This window comes from Rhodococcus yananensis (genome assembly GCF_020515525.1).
Taxonomy (GTDB): domain Bacteria; phylum Actinomycetota; class Actinomycetes; order Mycobacteriales; family Mycobacteriaceae; genus Rhodococcus; species Rhodococcus yananensis.
The window spans coordinates 1-1,036 of sequence record NZ_JAIYEP010000164.1 but is presented as its reverse complement, the minus strand read 5'-3'; the positions used below and the strand labels follow the sequence as shown (position 1 = coordinate 1,036).

The 1,036-nt window shown below is 64.2% G+C and carries 1 protein-coding gene; it reads right to left on the bottom strand.

The annotated features are described in order from the left end of the window. On the bottom strand, positions 1-1,036 hold a 1,036-nt coding region (locus LDQ05_RS19575; RefSeq protein WP_226438615.1), incomplete at both ends, for a condensation domain-containing protein.

Genomic DNA, 1,036 nt, shown 5'->3' with positions numbered 1-1,036 from the left:
ACGACAACCACGGCGCATCCCCCACCACCACAGCAGGATCCGCCACCACAGCACCCAACACCCGCACGAACCGCTCCGCGAACGACACCACCGTCGCCCGATCGAACAAATCCGTCGCGAACGTGAACTCCGCGTCGTACCCCTCCGACCCATCGACCGGATCACTGATCGTCAACTGCAGATCGAACTTCGCCTGGGTGAACTCGATATCCACCTCGTCGACCCGCAGACCCGCCAACTCCAACGCACCGCGCTCGAGATTCTGGAACGCCAACACCACCTGGAACAACGGATGATGCGACTGCGACCGAACCGGATCGAGCACCTCCACCAACCGCTCGAACGGCACATCCGCATGCGCGAACGCACCCAGATCCACCTCACGGGTACGCGCCAACAACTCCTCGAACGACTCACCCGAATCCACCGACGTCCGCAACACCAACGTGTTCACGAACATCCCCACCAGATCGTCGAGCGCCTGCTCACCACGACCCGCCACCGGCGTCCCGATCGCGATGTCACCGGTACCCGACAACCGCGCCAACACCACCGCCAACGCCGCATGCACCACCATGAACGGGGTCACCCCCCGCTCCTGCGCCACCGCAACCACCGCAGCCCGCAACCCAGCATCGATCGGGAACCGATACGACGCACCGGTATTCGACGCAACCGCCGGACGCGGCCGATCCATCGGCAGATCCAACCGCTCCGGCGCGGCATCGAGCACGCCCTGCCAGTACCCCAACTGCCGCGAGATCAACGAATCAGGCTCGTCCTCGTCACCGAGAACACGACGCTGCCAAATCGCATAGTCGGCATACTGCAACTCCAGCGGAGCCCACCCCGGCACCGCACCATGCACACGCGCGCTGTACGCCACCATCACATCACGCGTGAGCGGACCCATCGAAAAACCGTCCGCAGCAATGTGATGCACCACGAACACCAGAACATGCTCGACCTCGGACACCCGCAACAACCGCACCCGGATCGGCACCTCGACCGCCACATCGAAACCGGCAGACGCGAC